Source organism: Streptomyces sp. NPDC107538, from assembly GCF_055657445.1.
The window spans coordinates 44478-59195 of sequence record NZ_JBVKAY010000008.1; the positions used below are offsets into that span (position 1 = coordinate 44478).

The 14718-nt window shown below is 73.1% G+C and carries 3 protein-coding genes; all 3 read right to left on the reverse strand.

The window, feature by feature from the left end:
* Positions 1–3 precede the first annotated feature (3 nt).
* The 3 genes from ACZ7MG_RS27300 to ACZ7MG_RS27310 all read right to left on the reverse strand — a co-directional run bounded on the left by ACZ7MG_RS27300 (position 4) and on the right by ACZ7MG_RS27310 (position 14536).
* Positions 4–903: a hypothetical protein gene (locus tag ACZ7MG_RS27300; protein WP_471384881.1), complete on the reverse strand. Its 900-nt coding sequence runs from the start codon at positions 901–903 to the stop codon at positions 4–6.
* A gap of 80 nt (positions 904–983) precedes the next feature.
* Entirely contained in the window at positions 984–3659 is a 2676-nt protein-coding gene (locus ACZ7MG_RS27305; protein WP_471384879.1) for a right-handed parallel beta-helix repeat-containing protein, read from the reverse strand.
* Positions 3656–14536 (reverse strand): scabin-related ADP-ribosyltransferase, encoded by a 10881-nt coding sequence (locus ACZ7MG_RS27310; protein ID WP_471384877.1) that lies wholly within the window; start codon positions 14534–14536, stop codon positions 3656–3658. Before ACZ7MG_RS27310 ends, ACZ7MG_RS27305 begins: the two co-directional genes overlap by 4 nt.
* Positions 14537–14718 lie beyond the last annotated feature (182 nt).

Consider the following 14718-nt stretch of genomic DNA (forward strand, 5'->3'; position numbering starts at 1 on the left):
CGCTCAGAAGCGGCCGGAGAGGAACTCGTCGTCCGAGTCGGAGGCGACGGCGGTGACGGTGTAGAGGTCACGGGCCGCGTCCCGCCTGCCCTCGGCGTGGTTGTACTGGACCTTGAAGACATAGGTGCCGGGGGCGAGCGTGACACCCGACTTGAGGGTGATGACATAGCCGATCTGGTCGCTGGTGGAGTTCTGGCCCACGGCCGCCTTGTCGCCGAGGGAGGTCCACGCGCCGGTGCTCGACACACCGCCGGTCTGGATGACGCGGACGACGACCTTGAGCGAGCTGAGCGGCTTGGTCGACTTGACGGTGATGGTGCTCTGGTCCCAGAAGTCGTTGGAGTCGGTGTCCACGCCTCCGTCGGCCCACAGATAGCCGGACGTCGTCTCCGACTCGGTGTTCTTGGTGGTCGTGGTCTTCTTCTCCTCGGTGCCCGTGGAGCCGGACGAACCCGTCGAGCCGGAGGTGCCGCCCGTGGTGCCGTCGGTGTCGGACTTCGTGTCGGCGTCCGGTGCCGAGTCCGCCGCGCCGCCCGCCGCCGCCCCGGCGCCCGCGCCGCCGGAGACGGGGACGTAGACGACGTCGGGGTCGTCCTTGCCCTTCCCGCCCTCGTGCGGCGACGGGGAGGCGGACGCCTTGTCGGCGTCGCCCGGGGAGGGCTGCTGCCGGGTGGGCTTCTCGGCCGCCGTGGTCACCTTCTCGGCGGAGCCGCTGTCCCAGTCGATGGCGGCCACGGCCGTGGCGGAGCCGGCGATCACCAGGACCGCGGCGGCGGACCCGCCGACCGCGTTCCACACCCGGCGGCCGGGCAGGAAGCCGCGGAGCGGGGTGCGGGTCTTCCGGGCGAAGAGGTCGGCGAACTCGCCGTCCCTGCGGTCGCCGGGGGTGGGTGTGTGCGGCATCAGGCGGTCCTCATCAGGTTGTCGAGAAGGTCGGTCGGTCCGTGGGCCGGGGCGCGGTTCGAGCGGGTGCGGGTGGTGGCTCAGAGGCTCTGCGGGATGTCCTCCGGCCTGAGGGTCATCACGTCGGACTCCGTGGCGTCCGGCAGTTCGGCGATCCGGTACGCCTGGCGTTCCGTCATCGCCTGGAACAGCTGGCGGGCCGTACGGCCGTTGCCGAAGCCGCGCTCCCGGGGCATCGCGTCGAAGCGCGCGGTCAGCGACTCGCGGGCGTCCGGGGCGAGTTCGTACTGGTGCTGGGCGGCCTGGTGCTCGACGATGCTGACCAGCTCGGCGCTGCCGTAGTCCTCGAAGAGCAGGGTGCGGTTGAAGCGGGAGGCGAGGCCGGGGTTGGAGCGGACGAAGACCTCCATCTCCTTGAGGTAGCCGGCGACGATCACCACCACGTCGTCGCGGTGGTCCTCCATCAGCTTCAGCAGGGTGGCGATGGCCTCCTGGCCGAAGTCGTTCGAACCGGTGTACTGGGTGAGGGAGTACGCCTCGTCGATGAACAGCACACCGCCCCGGGCCTGCTGGAAGACCCGGGAGGTCTTCGGGCCGGTGTGGCCGACGTATTCGCCGACCAGGGCCGAGCGGTCGGCCTCGACCAGGTGGCCGCGCTCCAGCAGGCCGACGGCGGCCAGGATGCGGCCGTAGAGCCGGGCCACGGTGGTCTTGCCGGTGCCGGGGTTGCCGGTGAAGACGAGATGGCGGCTGAGCGGGGGCGGGGCGAGGCCCATCTCCTCGCGGCGGCGGACCATCCGCATCAGCTTCACCAGGGACGAGACGTCCTGCTTGACGCGGTCCAGGCCCGCCAGGCCGTCGAGTTCGGCGAGCAGGTCCTCGATGGTGTCCTCGGGGGGTGCCTCGGTCTCCCGCGCGGTCGACCGCGGGTCCGCGCCGGGGCTTCCGGAGGCCGCCAGGGACTGGTCCGCGCCGGTCGGCAGGGACGGGTTCTTCACGTCCCGGGAGAGGCAGTCGTCGAACACCGGGCGGGCGCCCTTCTCCAGGGCCACGTCCTCCTCGGTGTCCCGGACCAGACAGCCGCGCAGCACGGGGGCGCCGCCCGCCGAGACGTGCAGCGCCGGGAAGGCCGTACCGTCGCTGCCCGCCCCGGCGAAGACACAGTCCTCGAAGGTGCCGCGGGCCTTCTCGCCGACGAACAGGCTGTTCTTGCCGGTCCGGGCCACCGTGACGGCCCTGATCCGGGGTTCCGCCCCCGGGCCCACGACCAGACCGGAACCGGCCGCGTCCCGGACCGTGCAGCCCTCCACGCTCGGCATGGCACGCTCGCCGATCACCAGGCCGGCCGTGCCGGACCCGCTGATCCGGCAGTCCCGCAGCACCGGGGTCGTCCCCGTGCCGCAGGAGATCCCGGCCCGCTCGGCGTCGGTGACGTCGCACTCCTCCAGGACCACCGTCCCGGTCGACTCGGTGGTGATCCCGGCCCGGCCGCGCACCACGGAGAGGCCGCGCATCCGGGCCTCGGCCGCGCTGTCGATCCGTACCCCGGACAGTCCGCAGTCCGTGACGCGCCCGCCCTCGACGGTGAGCCCGGCGCGGTCGGTGGCCCGGATCCCGTGCTCGGCCGTCGAGGCGATCCGGCACGCGGTGAGCGTCACCCGGGAGTCGTCGCAGGCGTGCACCGCGCTGAACGAGCAGTCCGTCACGTCGCCGGCGGCCAGGCGGACCTCGGAACGGTCGCCCGCCAGCAGCCCGTTGGCCCGGCTGCCGGTCACCGACGTGCCCTCGGCGGTCAGCCGGGCCGTGCCGCGGGCCACCAGACCCGAGCCGTGCGCCCGGTCGACCTGGCAGTCCACCAGCTCCACACGGCTCTCGCCGTCCGCGCTCACCCCGGGCCCCGAGCCGTCCCGCAGCCGGCAGTCGCGCAGCAGGACGTCACCCGTGCCGGAGACGGCGACGCCGTCCGTGCCGGTGCGCAGGATCTCGCAGCGGGCGAGCAGGACACCGCCGCCCGTACGCTCCCGGTCCTCCGGCCGGGCCGAACTGCCCAGGACCCGTACGCCCTCGGTGGCCGTCTCCGTCACCCGGCAGTCCAGCGCGGTGACGGTCGCCTCGTCCTCGACCAGCAGGCCGCTGCGGCCCGGCCCGGAGATCCGGCAGTCACGCAGCACCGCCCGGGCGGCGCCGCGCACCCGGACGCCGGAGCCGGTGACCCGCCGTACGGTCAGTTCGGCGGCCTCGGCGTCGGCGCGGGCGCCGATGACCACGCCGGTGCCCTCGACGTCCTCGACCACGACCCGGGTCAGCCGCGCCGGACCGGTGGTGTTGAGGTGCACGGCGGCCAGCTCGGCCCCCGACACCCGGCAGTCGGTGAGGGTGAGCGAGGCGTCGCCGCCCGCCTCCACCCGGCCGCCGGAGATCTCGCAGCCGTCCAGCTCCAGTGCGCCGGAGGTCACCAGCACGGCCGGCAGCGCCGGGTCCTGGCCGGTCAGGACGAGGCCCTCGACCCGTACGCCCGGGGCCGTGGCCTCCAGCACGGGGCGGCCGGGGGTGGCGGCCAGCAACCGTACGGCGTGCGCGGGGCCGTCCTCGGGCAGCAGGTGGACCGCGCGGTCCAGGAGCAGCTGCTCGACGTACTCGCCGGGGGCGACGCGGATCTCGTCGCCGTCGCGGGCGGCGCGTACGGCGGAGGCGATGGTGCGGTGCGTGCCGCGGCCCTTGGGGGCGACCCGGTGCACGGCGGCGGTGGGGGTCACAGGAGCTCCGTTCCGTCGGGGAGGGCGGCCGGATCGAGGGTCAGCGGCTGCGAGGTGGTGGGTGCTGTCGGGGCCGGTGTGGTGGTCGCGGGCGGGAAGGCGCGGGACGGCTGGATGTTGGCCGTGTCCCTGTTGTTGAGCCCGTAGTTGAGGGTGCCCGCGCCCAGGGCCTCGGCGGCCTGCCAGATCAGCTCGCCGGGCCCGCCGCGGTGGAAGATCCGCGAGCCCGCGGTGGCGTGCCAGGTGTAGCGCAGGAGTCCGCTGGTGATGCCGGAGAAGGCCGAGCCGGCCGCGCCCCAGGCACCGGCTTCGAGGGCGTCGAGGCCGGTGCGCTTCTGTCCGTTCACCCCGAACACGGCCGCGTTGACGGCGTTGTTGACGAATCCGGTGAGGACACCGACGCCCAGGCCGTTGAAGAAGTCGTAGGAGCCGGAGCGCCAGCGGGTGGGGTTCTCGAACACGGTCCACTCGCCGTCCCAGTCGTCGCTGGAGGCGAGGGGATGGCGGTGCCAGTCCTGGCCCTGGTCGAGGTTGGTCAGGCCGTACTTGAGGTAGCCCAGGCGGGTGGTGTCGTAGGCGACGTTGACGCCGACGCGGATGCCGCCGCCGATGGCGCCGTTGAGGGCGGCCCGCTGCAGGGCGACGGTCGGGTCGAACCTCGTGTTGCCGAGGTCCGCGGTGATGGCGGAGACGGCGAGGCTGGTGCCGAACTCGATGAGATAGCCCATGGTGAAGTCCGTGACGGCCTTGCGCACCTGGTGCCGCCACATCGGCATCGCGGCCGAGGAGCCGTCCTCGACGCCGGTCCAGATCTCGTGGAACACATCGCGGAACTCACGGTTGAAGCCGCGCAGTTCCGCCGTGTAGCCGCGGAAGTCCACCTCGCGGCCGATGAGCCGCCAGCTGCGGTGCCCGTCGAGGCCCACCTCCCCGCCGACCTTGGGGAAACTGCTGATCTCCGGCAGCTTGGCGATGTCGAAGTTCGACCAGCGGCCGAAGGCGTCGGTGATCCAGACCCGTCCGGTGATGGTGCGCTGGGCCACCAGCCGGCCGTCCTGGTACTCGCGCCACTGGTTCCACAGCGACTCCGACTCCCGGTACCGGCCCTCGACCCCCTCCACCGGATCACGGCGGTGGAGTACCTTGCCCATGTCGAACTCCTGCCAGACCTCCCGGTTCACGGTGGCCGAGACATCCGGTTCGAAGTGCCGCGCGGACCGCGAGATCAGGTCGGACAGGGTGATCCGGCCGGGATCCACGGGCTCCGGGAGGACCCGCTCGTTCACCGTGTACGCGTACTCGCGGACCCGGCCGCCGTCGCGGAACCGTACGACGTCGGTGCCGATGTGGTCGCTCCAGCGGCCCCCGGCGACGTCCTGATAGGTGCGGATGCCCTTCGAGGTGACCGTGCCGTCGGCGCCGGTCTTCTGCCAGGACCAGGTGCCGTCGGGCCCCCGGGTGGCGTCGACCCAGACGGAACCGTCGCCGGTGGCGTTGCGTTCCCGGATCGCGTCGCCCCGCCGCCCGTTCGGCAGCCGCTCGAAGTCGGTGAACGAGTCGTCCCAGGTCCGGGTCCGCACCAGCGAGCCGCGGTTCTGGATCCGGACGCCCTCGGTGACCGTGCCGTCCGGGCCGGTGGCCTTCCAGGTCCAGTGGTCCTTGCGCGGGTTGCCGTGGGCCTCGACGTACAGGTCGCCCCAGTGGTCGCGGCGGCCGGTGATCTGCAGCTGGGTGTTCTTGTCCACCCAGACCCCGGAGACGTCGTCGGCGCCGATACCGCGCGCCGGGTTCTCGCCCAGGTACTCGCGCACCCCGGTGCCCTGCGAGCGCAGCGACAGCAGTTCGTTGCCGTCCGCGTCCTTGAACACGTCCACGAAACCGCCGTCGGCGGAGATGTGCCGGGTGCCGGTCGTGCCGTTGTTGGTGTTCAGCCACGGCAGTTCGTACGCGTCCGCCGTGCCGTTCCACTTCGGGGCCGTGCCCCACTGCTTGGGGTCGGCGGCGCTGCGGCCCACCTCGACGACGTTGCCGTTCTCCAGGGTGCGGGTCTCCCGGACGATCCGGCCGAACTGGTCGATGTCCTGCCAGCCGCGGCCGCCGTGCGCGGCCAGCCGGACGCCCTTCAGCGTGGTGCCGTCGGCGGCGGTCTCCGTCCACTTGGACACCTGGAACATGGAGTCGCCGGTGACGAAGTTGCGGAAGAACCCGTCGAACCGGCCGTGGCCCGCGCGCGGGTACCAGGCCGCCGCGGGGAGACGCTGGTCGGAGATCCGGGCGACGTGCAGGGTGCCGCCGTCGGCGAGCTGGGTCACCTCCTCGGTCAGCTCGTCGATGAAGTCGATCGGTTTGTTGTTCGGGCCGACGGCCGTGTGCACCAGGGGGTTCGCCCGCATCCCGCCGGGGGCCGGGCCGGACAGCACCGGGTGTTCCAGGTACTGGCGGGAGCCGTGGTAGCCGTCCAGCGGCCAGACGTCGCCCCGCCGCTGGGCCACGGCCCGCTGCCCGGTGGCCGGGTCGAGATAGGTGTCCTTGTAGCCGATCCGGGTCCAGGACCAGTCACGGGTGCCGTGCAGCACCTCGGTGCCGTTCTTGTCGAAGCGCGTCCAGACCCAGTCGCCCTGCGCGTTCTTCTCCGCCCGGATCAGACCGCCGTCGAGAGTCTTGGTGTACGTCCGCACATCGAGGACGTCCACCGGGGCCCAGCGGTACGGCAGCGTGTCGTGGAAGGTCCGGCGGTCGCCGTCGAAGATCCGCTCCCCGGCCCGCAGTCTGTTGCCGGCCTCGTCGAACTCGGTCCAGCGGGCCCGGCCGGACCGGTCCAGATCGAGGTGCAGGACGTGGCCGTTGCCCAGCATCTCGCGCTCGAACAGCGTCACCTTGCCCTCGCCGATCAGCTTGATCCCGCCGGTGGCCGACTTCTCCAGCGTGGCGGTGTCGAAGCGGCCGGTCAGCGGGGTGCCCGAGGAGTCGAGCCGTACGGCCTTGCCGGTCGCGTGGTCGATCTTCCAGAACTGGCCGTTGGCCTTGCCGCCCTTGACCCGTACGGCGACGGTCTCCTCCAGCAGTCGGCCCGCCGGGTCGAACACCGTGCGCTCCAGGGGCTGGGCGCCCTTCCCGGTGGGGATCAGGGCGATCCGGCCGTCGTCGAGCAGGTCGGCGCGGAGGCCCGGCAGGTCGCCGCCCGTCCGGTCCAGGACCTGGGGGAGACCGCCGGGGGTGTCGGCGTCGAAGCGGAACATGCCCCGGTCGCCGGGCAGATGGACGTCCTGGAAGGCGTGCACGCCCTCGGGGCCGTAGTGCCAGTGCGTGGTGCCGGCCGTGTCGGTGAGGGTGAGGCCGCCGTGCACCTGGGTGCTGGGGGCGACCGTGAAGAGGTCGTCGGCCGGGCGGGTGCCGGCGAAGTCGACGGCGGTGGGGGCCCAGTGCCCGCCGTCCGCCGGGCGGCCGGTGACGCCGAGCCTGAACCCGTCCAGGTCGGCCGGGCCGCCGCGCAGGAACACCTCCTGGTAGGTCAGCCCGCGGTTCGCGTCGAAGCCCAGCGTGATGTCGGTGGGGTGGTGGTGCACGGTGTAGCGGCTGCCGCCGGGGCCGCCGTGCGGGGTGGGCGTGACGGTGAAGTCGCCGATGACGCGGCCCGCCGGGGGCACGGCCTGGAGGTCGTCGAGACGGGTCGCGAGCGGCAGGTCCAGATAGTCGCCGAGGGCGGAGGCCCCCTGGCGCCGCAGTCCCAGGCGGGCCTGCGTGGCCATCTCCCGCAGCTGGTCGCCCAGCAGTCCCGGGCGCAGACCGAGCCGGTCCAGCGAGACGGCCGCGTCGTCGGCGAGCCGCTGTACGCCGGGCAGGTCCAGCCCCTGGAAGCCGGCGGAGTCGGGCGCCGTGTGCAGGAAGTCCATGGCACCGGCGACGCCGGACATGTCCACCGGGGCGCCCTCCGGTGCGGTACGCGGGCCGCCGGCCTCGTCGAGCGTGCGGTCGAACATGCGGGCGAGGTCGGTGTCGTCCAGGGTGTGGGCCAGGTCGCCCGCGTCGCCGAGGTCGCCCGCGTCGCCGAGATCGTCGAGCCGGATCGGTGCCGTGTCGGGGCCGGCGCCCTCGGTGAAGCGCAGGAAGCCGGAGCCGTCGGGGTCCGGCAGGTCGCGCAGGGCGAGGCGGCCGGTGTGGTCGAAGTGGAAGCGCGAGCCGGTGAGGGTGTCGGTGACGGTGAAACCGCCGGGCAGGCGCTCGGCGAGCGTGCCGGTCGTCGGGGTGAGGCGGACGGAACCGGCGGCACCGGTGGGCACCAGCAGATCGACGTCGGTCCGCCCCGCGCCCTGCGGTCCGGGCACGACCGTCACGTCGATCCGGATGCCCTCCGGCAGCCCGTCGACCGCGAGCACGGTCTCGCGCCCGAGGAAACGGCCGTCCGGTCCGAACGTGAACCGGGTCGTGCCGGTCGGATCGACGACGGCGAATCTGCCGCTGTCGTCGAGGAGTTCGACCGTGAAGTCCGAGGCGCGCGACGGTCCGGTCCCGCCGGTCCCGCCGGTTCCGCCGGGGGTGCGGTCGGTCAGGTCCAGGCGGAACGCGCCCTGCGGGGCCTCGTCGGTCGCGGGGAAGCGGGTCACCCGCAGGTCGAACTCCGCCAGATCGTCCACGCCGGACAGCGGGACGCGGAGCGGGTCGTCCGCGCCGCGGAGGCCGCTGCCGAGGCCGTCGCCGAGGCCGCTGCCGAGGCCGTCGTCCATCTCCCGGAGGGCGTCGAGGCGGGCCTGAAGCGCCTGTAGGTCGGTGTCCGGCAGGTCGGTGAGTTCGGAGAGCGTGTCGGTGTGGGGTGAGTCGGCGCGAGGTGAGTCCGGGCCCATGACGCGGTTGAGTTCGTCGGCGGAGAGGGGGCGGACGTCCTGGGTCAGGTCGTTCCAGAGGTCGTCGACGAGGGACCGTTCTTCCGGGGTGAGCTGGTCCAGCCCTCGGAGCGGGGTGGTGTGCGGGGCGTCCGGGCCCGGGAGGCGGTTGAGGCCGTCGAGGGGGCCGCGCACGCCGCCCGCCTCGTCGAGCGTGCGCTCGAAGATCCGCGCCACATCGCCCAGGTCGCCGCCGAAGTCGCCGAGGCCGCCCAGGTCGTCGAGCCGGACCGGTGGGGTGCCGGGCGCGGCGTCCTCGGTGAAGCGGAGGAAGCCGGAGCCGTCCCGTGCGGGTACGTCGCGGATCGTGAGCCGGCCGTTCGCGTCGAAGTGGAAGCGGGAGCCGGTGACGGTGTCGGTGACCGTGAAGCCGTTGGGCAGCCGCCCGGCGAGCGAGCCGTCCATCGGGCCCAGCCGGAAGGAACCGGTGAGGTTCGCCGGTCCGGTCAGTTCGAGGACTCTGGTCGTGGTGGAGCCCGTGCCGGGGGTGATCGTCACCTTGACGCCCAGACCGGCCGGGCCGTCGAGGCCCGGCAGGGTGAGCGGCAGCTCCTGCTGACGCAGGGTGCCGCCGGGTTCGAACCGCCACACCGCGCTGAGCCCGCCCGTGTCCGCGACGGGCACCCGTACGGTCAGCTCGGTCAGCGTTCCGTCTGCCGTCCGGACCGGTGTCAGCGTCGCGCCCGGGACCGGCACCCCGTCCGGGCCGACCACCCTCGGCATCGGGTTCAGGGCGTCGTCGGTGAAGCGCAGGGCCAGATCGGTGCCGGTCAGCGGCAGTTCGCGGTGCTCCAGGTGTCCCAGGGCGTCGAACTGCCAGCGCACACCGCCCTGCGGGCCCGTGATGCTCAGCCCGCCGCCGTCGCGGAGGGTGATGTGTACGTTCTCCAGCCGCACCGGGCCGCCCGGGGCGCCGAAGTCCAGCACGTCGATCCGGAACGACGCCGGCGCGAGGTCGGTCGCCGGGAACTCCGTGACCCGCAGCCGCAGGTTCGTCAGCTCGTCCGCGCCGGACAGGGTGACGCCGTCGAAGCGGGAGGGGTTCAGCGGGGTCGGGACGCCCTCGCCCGCCGTCGACGCGAACCGGGCGTCGAACGTGGTGGGTCGCGGCGTCGCGTCCGTGCGCGGCAGATCGGGCAGCGTGAGCCGGTTCAGCGCGCCGACGTCACCCAGCTCGTCGAGGCGGGTGAGGTCGGTGGCGTCGCCGAGGTGGGTGAGGTCATTGGCGTCGCCGAGGTGGGTGAGGTCGCCGGTGTCGCCGAGTCGGCTGAGGTCGCTGGCGTCGCCGAGGTGGGTGAGGTCGCTGGTGTCGCCGAGGTGGGTGAGGTCGCTGGTGTCGCCGAGGTGGGTGAGGTCGCTGGTGTCGCCGAGTCGGGTGAGGTCGCCGGTGTCGCCGAGTCGGCTGAGGTCGCCGGCGCCGCCCAGGCGGGTGAGATCCCCGGCCTCGCCCAGGTCCCCGAGGCGGCCCAGATCGCCGAGGTCGCCGAGATCGCCAGCGTCCCTCAGGCGGCCGGCCTCGCCGACCTCGCCCAAGTTTCCGAGGCGCCCCGAGTCCCCGAGGCGGCCCAGATCGCCGAGATCGCCGACGTCCCTCAGGCGGCCGGCCCCGCCGACCTCGCCCAGGTCCCCGAGGCGCCCCAAGTCCCCGACGCCCCCCGCATCGCCGAGTCGGCCCAAGGCACCCAGGTCACCCAGGTCAGCGAGGTCGCCGGCAGCGTTGCGTGTCGAGGGCGGGCTCACCGTCGTGTCCGGTGTGGCCGAGCCGGACACGTCCAGCCGTATCGGCGGCGAGGCGTCCGCCGGGAGGTCCACGAAGCGGCCGCCCCGGTCGAACACGAACCGTCCCCCGGTCGCCGTGTCGGTCACCGAGAAGCCGCCGGGCAGTCGCTGGGCCAGGTCCCCGTCCAGCCGTACGACGTCGAAGGCGCCCTCGCCCAGCCCCGGCACGGTGAGCCGGAACGTCGCCGACCGGTCGCCGCCCGGCAGTGACGTGAACGTCGTGGTCAGCCGGGATCCGGTCAGCGGGCCGCCCACCGGGCCGGACAGGGTCAGCTGTTCGGACAGCCGTGTCCCGTCCAGGTCGAACCGGCCGATCCAGGCACCGTCGAGCGACCGCACCCGCACCCCCGTGACCACGCCCAGCGCGCCCCGGACCGGCTCGATCGTCGCCCCGCCCGGCAGGGGCACCCCGTCCGGGCCGACCACCCGGGGCAGGGACCCGGGCCCCGCCACGGCGTCGAAGCGGACGAAGCCGTCACCGCCCGGCAGCCGGATGTCGGTGAACTGCCGGACCTCGTCGGCGCCGAACACCAGCCGGACGTCCCCGACCTGGTCGGTGAAGGTGAACCCGCCGCCCTCCAGCGGGACGCGCTGCCACTCCGTCCGGAAGCCGGTGGTGCCCGCGAAGTCCGCCGGGTCCACCACGACGGTGTCGGTCCGGGGCGCGGGCGCGTCGAAGCGGTCGAAGGTGAAGTCGTCCGACAGATAGCCGACGTCGTCCAACTGACTGCCGACGTCGTCCAACTGACTGCCGATCTCGTCCAGCGCGTCGGACCCGTTGAAGGAGCCCAGGTCGTCGAGGGGCCGCGTCCCGCCCAGGTCGAGCTGGTCCAGCAGCCGCAGCTGGTCGTCGAGGGACAGCCCCTGGAAGTCCAGCGCGCTGATGCCCGAGGTGCCCTCCCCGGCGCCTCGCGGAGCCAACGCGAGTTCGGGGAGCGGGTTGTTGCCCCCGAAGTTGGGGTTGGGGATCCATTCGAGGAGGTTGTGCTGGGCGTCCATCCGGTACGCGCCCCGGATGAACTCCGAGGCGACACCGCCGGGAAAGGCGATCTCGTTCTCCGAAGCCCAGCCCGACGTCCGCCAGGCGTCCGTGCCCATGGATCGTTCGAAGGTCCGGCCCACGTCGATGCCGCCGGAGGCCTCGATCTCGAACTTGAAGACGCCGTCCCAGATCAGGTTCCGGTCCGTGGTGGTGCTCAGGAACGCCGACGGCTGGCCGGTCCTGACCATGACGTCGAGGCTCGTCTCCAGGGGGTCGCGGACGGTGAACCCCTCGTTGAAGATCTGGTCCAGGGGCCGCTTGCCGCCGATCCGCCACAGCGTCTCGTCGGTCGTCCGCCAGACCGGGGGCGGTGTGATCGTCTGGATGTCGACCGAGCGGTCGGCGGCGAACGCCAGCCGGTCCAGCCGCTGCGGCGACGGCAGGGCCACCTCGTCCAGCGCCGTCCCCGGCAGCCGGGGAAGCGTGACCGATCCCGGGTCGCCGAGGACCGCGGGCCTGCCGTCGGCGCCGAACCGGGTGACGACGCCCTCGGGGCTCGTGACGGTGAACACGCCGTCGGCCATCCGCACCTGGACGTCCGGCACGATCCCGGCGTCCGACCTGAGCACCCAGGTGACGGTCGGCCCGGGCTCCATGGTGATCCACTGACCGGTGGGCCGTCCGACGCCGTCCAGCAGCCGGAGTTCACCGGCGGGCAGCGCGGCCCCGGGACCGTCGACGCGGGTCATCATCACCGTGATGTCCCGGCGGACGGTGTCCAGGTTCATCCCCAGCCGGTCGAACGCGATCCTGGACCGGTCGAAGTCGAGCCGCGCGGCGCTCAGATCCAGCTCGGCCTTGGCCCGGCTCAGCGGCGGTACGTCGGTCAGCGCGTCGAGTTCGCCGAGTCCGCGCCCGGCGGTGTCCAGCTGGACCTGGGTGGTCTGGGTGCGCAGCCAGGCCTGGAAGCGTTCCGTGGCGAGCCTGCCGGTGGCGCCGCCGGTGACGATGTCCCGCAGGGTCAGCGGGGTGAACGTGGTGCTCTTGGTGACCGGGGTGGTCAGGTCCGTGCGGACGGGCCCGAGGCCGAGCAGTTCGCGTGCGCCCCGGGAACCGTCGGCGGTGTCGGGGATCAGCCGGGTCAGGTCGTCGAGCCTGATGCCCAGCTCGTCCAGGCGGTCGGTGCCGGCCGCCGAGTTCCAGGCCGGGACGCGGGGGTCGGCCGGGCCGATGACCTCGACCGTCACCCCGTCCTTCAACCGCACCCGGACATCCACCGGGTCGGTCTTCCCGACGCGTAGGACGACCCCGTCCGGGGTGACGTTCACGAGGTCGATCTCGCCGTCCAGGATCCTGCCCACCTGGAACTCGGTCAGCCCGCCGAGTCTGCCGTCGAGGCTCAGCTCCGCCAGGTCGGACAGGTCGTCGAGGGGCTTGAGCAGTCCGGTCGCCGTGCGCTCCACGCCCGTCAGCTCGTCGAGGCCGCGCAGCTGGTCGACCATGGTGCGCGGCGGCAGCAGGGTGGTGGGGGAGACGGGGGCGAGAGGTCCGCCGAACTCGTCCACCTGGTCGAACAGACCGAGCGTGGTGCGCAGCCGGGGCGGCGTCAGCTCATCGACGACCCGGCCCGTCACGGGGTCCAGCACGCGGAGCCGCTGTCCACCGGGGGCCGTGCCGACCGGGAGGCCCACCGTGTCGAGGGTCTCCAGGGTGTTCAGCCGGACGCCCAGCTCGTCGAGGCCGGAGGGCATACGGGGGGTGCCCGCGCCGGTCAGGGAACTGAACGACGGGGTGCGCGGTGCCGGCACCGGCGTCACCGAGATCTCGGCCAGCTCGTCCAGGGTCCGGTCGAACTCCGGGGTGCCGGGCATGGCGAGCCGGTCGGTCCCCGTGCCGGTCACCGGGCGCAGACCGCCGCCCCGGTCGAGGTTGCGGCCGGCCAGGTTGCCGAGGTCCGCGGCCAGGGAGCCCGTTCTGCCGAGCGGCCGCAGGGCGCGCGGGGTGAAGTGCAGACCGCGGTCGATGAACCCCATGCGGGCGGCGCCCCGGTAGCCGAACCGGGCGATCTCGGAGTACCGCATGGGCAGCAGGGCCGTCATCGTCAGTCGGCCCAGGCTCATGAGCGTGAAGACACCGAGCCGGCCGGCCGTGTTGCCGCCGACGAACGCGGTCGACTCGACGAAGTCCCGGGTCAGCGCGGACCAGCCCTGCCGCCAGGTGCTCCGGGCGAAGCCGCCCATGAACCGCAGGGCCGACCCCAGCATTGCGGGCGTCTTCGACAGGACCCGGGGCAGCGCCATGAACCCGCTCGCGGCCCGGCTGCCGAGCCCGCCGCCGAACCGTACGAGGCCCTGCCCGGCCAGCGACAGCAGACGGCCGGGGGAGGAGAACAGCATCCTGCCGCCCCGGAACAGCATCCGCCCGCTCGCCGAGAGGGCGCCGCTGAGGGCCTTCGCACCCGACGAGGCCATCCGGGCCAGTCCGCCGAGCGTGGTGAGCCCCTTCGTCGACGGGAACAGGATGCCGAGGAAGGCGAGGCCCAGGCTGAGGGCGTTGCCGTTGCCCGTGGCGTAGTCGACGAGGGCCTTGGCGAAGAGCACCGCGCCGAGGCCGAAGGCCACGAGTCCCAGTGGGCCGCCGATCACGGCCGCGACGAGGGTGATGACCAGCGCGACGATCTCCAGGACCTTGAAGAACGTCGACACGAACCGTTTCCAGAAGCTCTTCTTCGGCTTCTTCACGGGCCGCGACACCAGCCGGGCCGCCTCGCGCAGGGTGTCCTCCAGGATCTTCGCCTCGGCCTGGACGGCGTCCATCTCGGCGTCGACCTCGCCCCGGGTGCGGGTCATCTCCGGGTCGTTCTCGGCGAGCGGCGTACCGCCGACCCGTTCCAGCGCGGCGACGGTGTCCGCGGCGTTCTCGGCCCGGTCCTGGGAGTCCCCGAGGGCGCGCGCGTAGCGGGCGGTGGCGTCGGCCGCCATGTCGAACGAGCGGTTGACGTTCGCCATGAACGTCTTCAGCTCGTCCTTGACGTAGGTGCGCAACGCGTCCGCGGTCCGTCCCTCGAAGCCGCCGTCCTCCGCCTTGGCCAGCAGGGTGTCGAGGCCGTTGCTGACCCGCCCGGAGAGATCGCTGAGGTCCCGCAGCTCCTTGGTGACGCTTTCGAGGACACCCGGATTCCCGGTCACCGGATTGCCGGTGAAGCCGACTCTGCTCCACTCGTCGGAGGTGGCCAAGGAGTCCTCCAGGCGGGTCCGGGACTTGGGGTACCGAAAGCAGACGTACCGAGGCGGCCCAGGAGTTCAAGAAAGTGGCGCACGCCACAGTTCTGGCCGGTCAGCGCGGTGCGGAAGAAATTTCTTTGAACCATCCGGCCCCGAGTCCTCGTCTACAGGGCGGTTCGGCACCGGCGCGACCG